This is a genomic window from Nocardioides sp., assembly GCF_034670285.1.
Lineage (GTDB): Bacteria > Actinomycetota > Actinomycetes > Propionibacteriales > Nocardioidaceae > Nocardioides.
Window position 1 is genome coordinate 1 of record NZ_JAXMNS010000251.1, and the last position, 5699, is coordinate 5699.

The 5699-nt window shown below is 68.9% G+C and carries 4 protein-coding genes; 2 read left to right on the forward strand and 2 right to left on the reverse strand.

Features of this window, described 5'->3' with window-relative positions:
• Window positions 1–2238: PAS domain S-box protein (locus VOI19_RS12920; protein WP_323793370.1), on the forward strand; the 2238-nt coding region annotated here is incomplete at its 5' end.
• A gap of 12 nt (window positions 2239–2250) precedes the next feature.
• On the opposite strand, the gene leuA is transcribed toward VOI19_RS12920, so the two are convergent.
• Entirely contained in the window at window positions 2251–3978 is a 1728-nt protein-coding gene (gene leuA / locus VOI19_RS12925; protein ID WP_323793371.1) for a 2-isopropylmalate synthase, read from the reverse strand.
• A gap of 297 nt (window positions 3979–4275) precedes the next feature.
• The gene (locus tag VOI19_RS12930) at window positions 4276–4923 is read right to left on the reverse strand and encodes a hypothetical protein (protein WP_323793372.1); all 648 of its coding nucleotides are present in this window, start codon (window positions 4921–4923) and stop codon (window positions 4276–4278) included.
• 120 nt (window positions 4924–5043) lie between these two features.
• Here VOI19_RS12930 and VOI19_RS12935 point away from each other — a divergent pair, with 120 nt between their 5' ends.
• Window positions 5044–5529, forward strand: a complete 486-nt coding sequence (locus VOI19_RS12935) for a flavodoxin family protein (RefSeq protein ID WP_323793373.1) — start codon at window positions 5044–5046, stop codon at window positions 5527–5529.
• Window positions 5530–5699 lie beyond the last annotated feature (170 nt).

Here is a 5699-nt window from a genome sequence, read left to right on the forward strand (position 1 = left end):
GAGTCCGGCAGCACCCAGGCGCTCCTGGTCGCGCAGTCCGTGGCGCTGGCGCTCGTCCTGGGCATCGTCTTCGCGCCGATCGACGCAGCGCCGCTGCTCTTCATGGCGGTGCCGGTCCTGGTCTGGGGCGCGATCGTCTTCGAGGTCCGCATCGCGGTCGGCCAGCTCTTCGTGCTCGCGACCGCGGTGATCGTGAGCACCACGGCCGGCCGAGGCCCGTTCGTCGCCTCGACCATCCCCGACGACCTCATCGGCACGATCTCCTTGGCCTACGTCGCCTGCGCCGCGCTCGTCACCCTGCCTCTCGCCGTGATCGTCACCCAGCGTCGCACGCTGACCGAGCGCGTGGCGTCCGACGAGCACCTCTTCCGGCGCACCTTCACCGAGTCGCCGCTCGGCATGGTCCTGATGCAGGACGACGGCGGTCATCTGGTGGTGACCGAGACGAACGCCGCTGCCCTCCGCATCTTCGGGGCGGAGTCCGACGAGGTCGATGGACGACGCTTCGCCGACCTGGTCGGGATGATCGACTACAGCGAGGACCCGTTCGGCCGGCTGCTGTCGCGCCGCGTTGACACCTGGCACGGTCAGGCCACCGTGCTCGGACGACCGGGGAGCCGCATCGACCTGGCGGTCGCAGCGATCACCGGCGCCCGCTCGACCCAGGTCTTCTCCGCCCAGCTGCTCGACCAGACCCAGGAGCAGGACAGCCGCCAACGCCTCGAGGACGCCCACAAGCTGACCGACGCCACCCTGGACACGGCGGCCTGCATCATCCTCGTCACCGACGAGAGCGGCACGATCGTGCGGATCAACGCCGCGACCAAGGAGCTCACCGGGTACGGCGAGGACTCGTTGCTCGGGTGCCTGCTGTGGGAGTCACCGCTGGCGGCGCTCACCCGCGCCGAGACCGAGGCGATGTTCTTGTGGCCCAACCGGTCGGGCTTCTCGATGGCCCGCGAACGGCTCTCCTACACCGCCTCCGGTGACCCGATCCGGCTGGTGTGGAACAACAACGTCGTGCGCAGCGAGGTCGACGCGCCGGCGTACGCCGTCCTGACCGGGGTGGACGTCACCTCCGAGCGCAGCAGCACCGGCCTGATCTCCCACCTCCTCCAGGCCTCGATCGCCACGGCGCTGATCGGCATGGACGTCTCCGGCCGGATCACGGTCATCAACGCGGGTGCGGCGCACATGCTCGGCAGCACGGCCGAGGAGCTGATCGGCCAGCCGTTCGTCTCGATCCTCGATCCCTCGCAGCTGCTGGTGCGCACCGGCGCGGTCGGCGAGCGCGAGGCGTTCCTGTGCCTGGTGGGCATGATCGGCACCGGCGAGGAGTCGGCCACGCGCGACTGGGCCTGGCGCACCCGCGACGGGCACGAGCTGATCGTCTCGATGACCTTGAGCGTCACCGACGACGACGTCGAGGACCGGGTCGGCTTCCTGTGCGTCGGTCGCGACGTCACCGAGCAGCGCGAGGGCCAGGACACGCTCGTCGCCGCCCTCGACAAGGAGCGGATGGCGGTGGAGCGGCTCCGCTCGCTCGACCGGGCGAAGGACGAGTTCGTCTCGACCGTGTCGCACGAGCTGCGCACGCCCGTCACCAGCATCCTGGGCTACGCCGAGCTGCTCCTCGACGGGGACGTCGTGCCGCCCGATCCCAAGCAGATCGGCATGCTTGAGACGATCTCGCGCAACAGCCACCGCCTGATCGCGATCTGCAACGACCTGCTGATGCTCAGCGGCTTCGAGTCACGCGAGACCCTGGCCAACCGGGAGACCTACGACCTGCGCGAGGCCGTGACCGTCGCCGAGGACTTCGCCCGCGCCGTCTGCGCCCAGCGCCCGCTCACCATCACCTTCTCCGCGCCCGACACCCCGGTGATGGTCTCGGGAGACCGCGGCCAGCTCGACCGGGTCTTCGTCAACCTCGTGAGCAACGCGATCAAGTTCACCGACGACGGCGGCAGGGTCGACATCAAGCTCTCGGTCGATGAGACCCTTGGCGCAGTGATCACCGTCGGCGACAGCGGGATGGGCATCCACAAGGACGACCACGACCTCGTCTTCCAGCGCTTCTACCGCACCGACGACGCGCACATCCGCGCCATCCCGGGCACGGGCCTGGGCCTCTCGATCGTCGCCGGCATCATCGGTGCCCACGGTGGCTCGATCGACCTCGACTCCGCGCTCGGGGAGGGCACGACCTTTACCGTTCGGCTCCCCGTCGTCGCCTGACCCGCGCGGGCCTCAGCCGACGGCAGCCGCGCGGTTGACGGCGCTGATCACTGCGCGCAACGAGGCCGTCACGATGTTCGCGTCGAGCCCGACGCCCCAGTAGAGCTCGTCGCCCACGGCGCACTCGACGTACGCCGCCGCGATCGCATCTCCGCCGGAGCTGAGGGCGTGCTCGTGGTAGTCGAGCACGCGGACGTCGAAGTCCTGCGGCAGCGCGTTGATCGCCGTCACGAAGGCGGCGATCGGACCGTTGCCGGTGCCCTCGAGCGTGAGGGCCTGGCCCTCCACGGTCACGTTGACGGTCAGGGCGTCCTTCTCCCCCGCCGCCGAGCTGGTGTGCACCGAGTCGAGGGCCAGCGGCGTCGTGCGGTCGAGGTACTCGGCGCGGAAGGCCGACCAGATCTCGTCCGGCGTGACCTCGCCACCGTCGGCGTCGGTGCGCTGCTGGATGACGCGGCTGAACTCGATCTGCGCACGTCGCGGCAGGTCGAGCTTGTGCTCGGTCTTGAGTATGTAGGCGACGCCGCCCTTGCCGGACTGGCTGTTGACGCGGATGACTGCCTCGTAGGAGCGCCCGACGTCCTTGGGGTCGATGGGCAGGTAGGGCACCGCCCACACCTGCTCGTCGACGCTGACGCCGGCGGCTGCCGCGTCGCGCTCGAGGTGCTCGAAGCCCTTCTTGATGGCGTCCTGGTGCGAGCCGGAGAAGGCCGTGTAGACGAGGTCGCCGCCGTAGGGGTGACGCTCGGCCACGCCCAGCTGGTTGCAGTACTCGACCGTGCGGCGGATCTCGTCGATACCGCCGCCACTGGCGAAGTCGATCTCGGGGTCGATGCCCTGCGTGAACAGGTTGAGGCCCAGGGTCACCAGGCACACGTTGCCGGTGCGCTCGCCGTTGCCGAAGAGGCAGCCCTCGATGCGGTCGGCGCCGGCCAGGTAGCCGAGCTCGGCCGCCGCGACCGCCGTACCGCGGTCGTTGTGGGGGTGCAGGGACAGCACGACGTGCTCGCGGTAGGCGAGGTTGCGGTCCATCCACTCGATGGAGTCGGCGTAGACGTTGGGGGTGGCCATCTCGACGGTGGCCGGCAGGTTGATGATCACCGGCTTCTCGGCCGTGGGCTCGAAGACGTCGAGCACGGCGTTGCAGACCCGGACGGCGAACTCGAGCTCGGTGCCGGTGTAGCTCTCGGGGCTGTACTCGTAGAAGACGGTCGTCTCCGGCACGCCCTCCTCGAACTTCTTGCACAGCCGCGCGCCGGTGACGGCGATGTCGGCGATGCCGTCCTGGTCGAGCCCGAAGACGACGCGGCGCTGGAGCGTCGAGGTCGAGTTGTAGAGGTGGACGATCGCCTGCTTGGCGCCGCGGATCGCCTCGAAGGTGCGCTCGATGAGCTCTTCACGCGCCTGCGTGAGCACCTGGATGACGACGTCGTCCGGGATGAGGTCGTCGTCGATCAGCTGGCGCACGAAGTCGAAGTCGGTCTGGCTCGCGCTGGGGAAGCCGACCTCGATCTCCTTGTAGCCCATGCGGACCAGCAGCTGGAACATCGCCAGCTTGCGGGTGGGCGACATCGGGTCGATCAGAGCCTGGTTGCCGTCGCGGAGATCGACCGCGCACCAGCGCGGGGCCTTCTCGATGCGCTTGGCGGGCCAGGTGCGGTCCTCGAGCACGACGGGCACAAAGGGCTCGTAGCGTGCGTGAGGCATCCCGCTGGGCTGCTGGGGATTGTTCGTGATCATGGAGCTTCTCCTGCGTGCGGTGGTCCGGTGGCTGAGTCGCCGACGCATGACGAACTCCGCAGCGAGGAGGTCGGCTTGCCCTAGCGGGCGGGGACCTCGCTGCGGCAGCGAAGGAGGAGAACTCTCGTCATGACACCTCCACCATAGCCACCCCTGACCAGCCGCGCAGGAACACGGTCACCTGATGGCCACCCTTGACCGGCCGATGCCGTACAAAACGGCGAGACCCGCGGCACCGAGGTGCCGCGGGTCTCGAACCGATCGCCCTGCCTGAAGATCAGGCGGAGCGAGCTGAGATCACTTGGTGTTGACGGTGATCTTCGCGACGCCGACGAGGACCTGGTCGGTCACGTCGTCGATGCCGTAGGTGTCGTTGAGCAGGCCGGCGGCCACGTCGGAGATGAAGACCTTCGTGCCCTCGAGGATGGCGGTGTCACCCTCGGTCTGCAGCGGCTTCAGGGTCGAGCCGTTGAGACGGAACAGGTAGGCGCTCGTGGCGGCCACGTCACCGTTGACGACGACGTCGCCGTAGACGCGGGAGACGGTCGGGTCGACGTTGAAGTTGCGCAGCTCGACGGTGATGTCACCGGCGGTCAGGCTCAGGCCCGAGTTCTCGTGCTGGATCTGGCCCACCACGTAGTTCGGGACGCTGCCGGGCTCGAACACCGAGACGTTGCCGCCGGTGATCGGGAACGACAGGACGTTGCCGTCGAGGCCGGCGTTGGAGAGCACGCCGGGCGTGACACCGAGGGCGTCAAGGGTGTCGAAGAAGGACTGGTCGACCGTGATCTCGGTCTGCTCGCCGGACAGGTTCTCGATCGTCGCAACGGCCTGGACCTTGTCGGCCGACTCGTTGTCGTCGCCACAGGCGGCGAGGGGGAAGGCGAGGAGCATGAGGCCGGCGATGCCGGCGGCGGTCTTGGTGCGGGGGCTGCGGAACTTCATGGTTTTTCCCAATCTCTAGTGTCGGTGTACATGGGTCATTCGCTGCTCCGGGCCATCCGGATTGGAGAGCCGCGTCACACTGCGCGAACCGAGAACGACTCGGGAGCGTAACGTCGAGGCGTGCCTCGCCTGCTCGTCGTCCATCACTCGCCGACCTCCGGCATGCGCGCGCTGACCGACGCCGTCGTCGCCGGGGCGAACGACGACTCCATCGAGGGCGTCGACGTCGCCGTCGTCCCTGCCCTCGAGGCGACGGCCGACGACGTGCTCGCGGCCGACGGTTACCTGCTCGGCACACCGGCGAACTTCGGCTACATGTCGGGCGCCCTCAAGCACTTCTTCGACTCGCTGTTCCTGGAGATCGGCGGAAGCCTCGCGGACGACGGCTCCGCGAGCGGCGCGGTCGCGCCTGGCAAGAAGCCCTTCGGGCTCTACGTGCACGGTCGCTACGACACCACCGGTGCGATCCGCTCGGTGCTCGCCATCACCGGCGCCCTCCCCTGGCGCCAGGTCGCCGAGACGCTCGACCGCACTGGCGACATCGGCGAGGACGACCTCGCTGCCGCCTACGAGCTGGGCGGAACCCTGGCCGCACTCCTCGCCTGAGCGGAGTGACCACCTCACGGTGGTTGAGGTGTGAGCGAAGCGAGCCTCGAAACCCCTCACGCCACCTCCGGAGGCTGAGCAGGGCGAGGTACGAGCCCGTCGACGAAGCCCCGGAACCGACCCACCACCTCCGGAGGCTGAGCAGGGCGAGGTACGAGCCCGTCGACGAA

What these genes read in the sequence shown, in the direction of transcription:
- leuA (WP_323793371.1), bottom strand. Translation starts at nt 3,978, where the DNA reads ATGATCACGAACAATCCCCAGCAGCCCAGCGGGATGCCTCACGCACGC.
- VOI19_RS12930 (WP_323793372.1), bottom strand. Translation starts at nt 4,923, where the DNA reads ATGAAGTTCCGCAGCCCCCGCACCAAGACCGCCGCCGGCATCGCCGGC.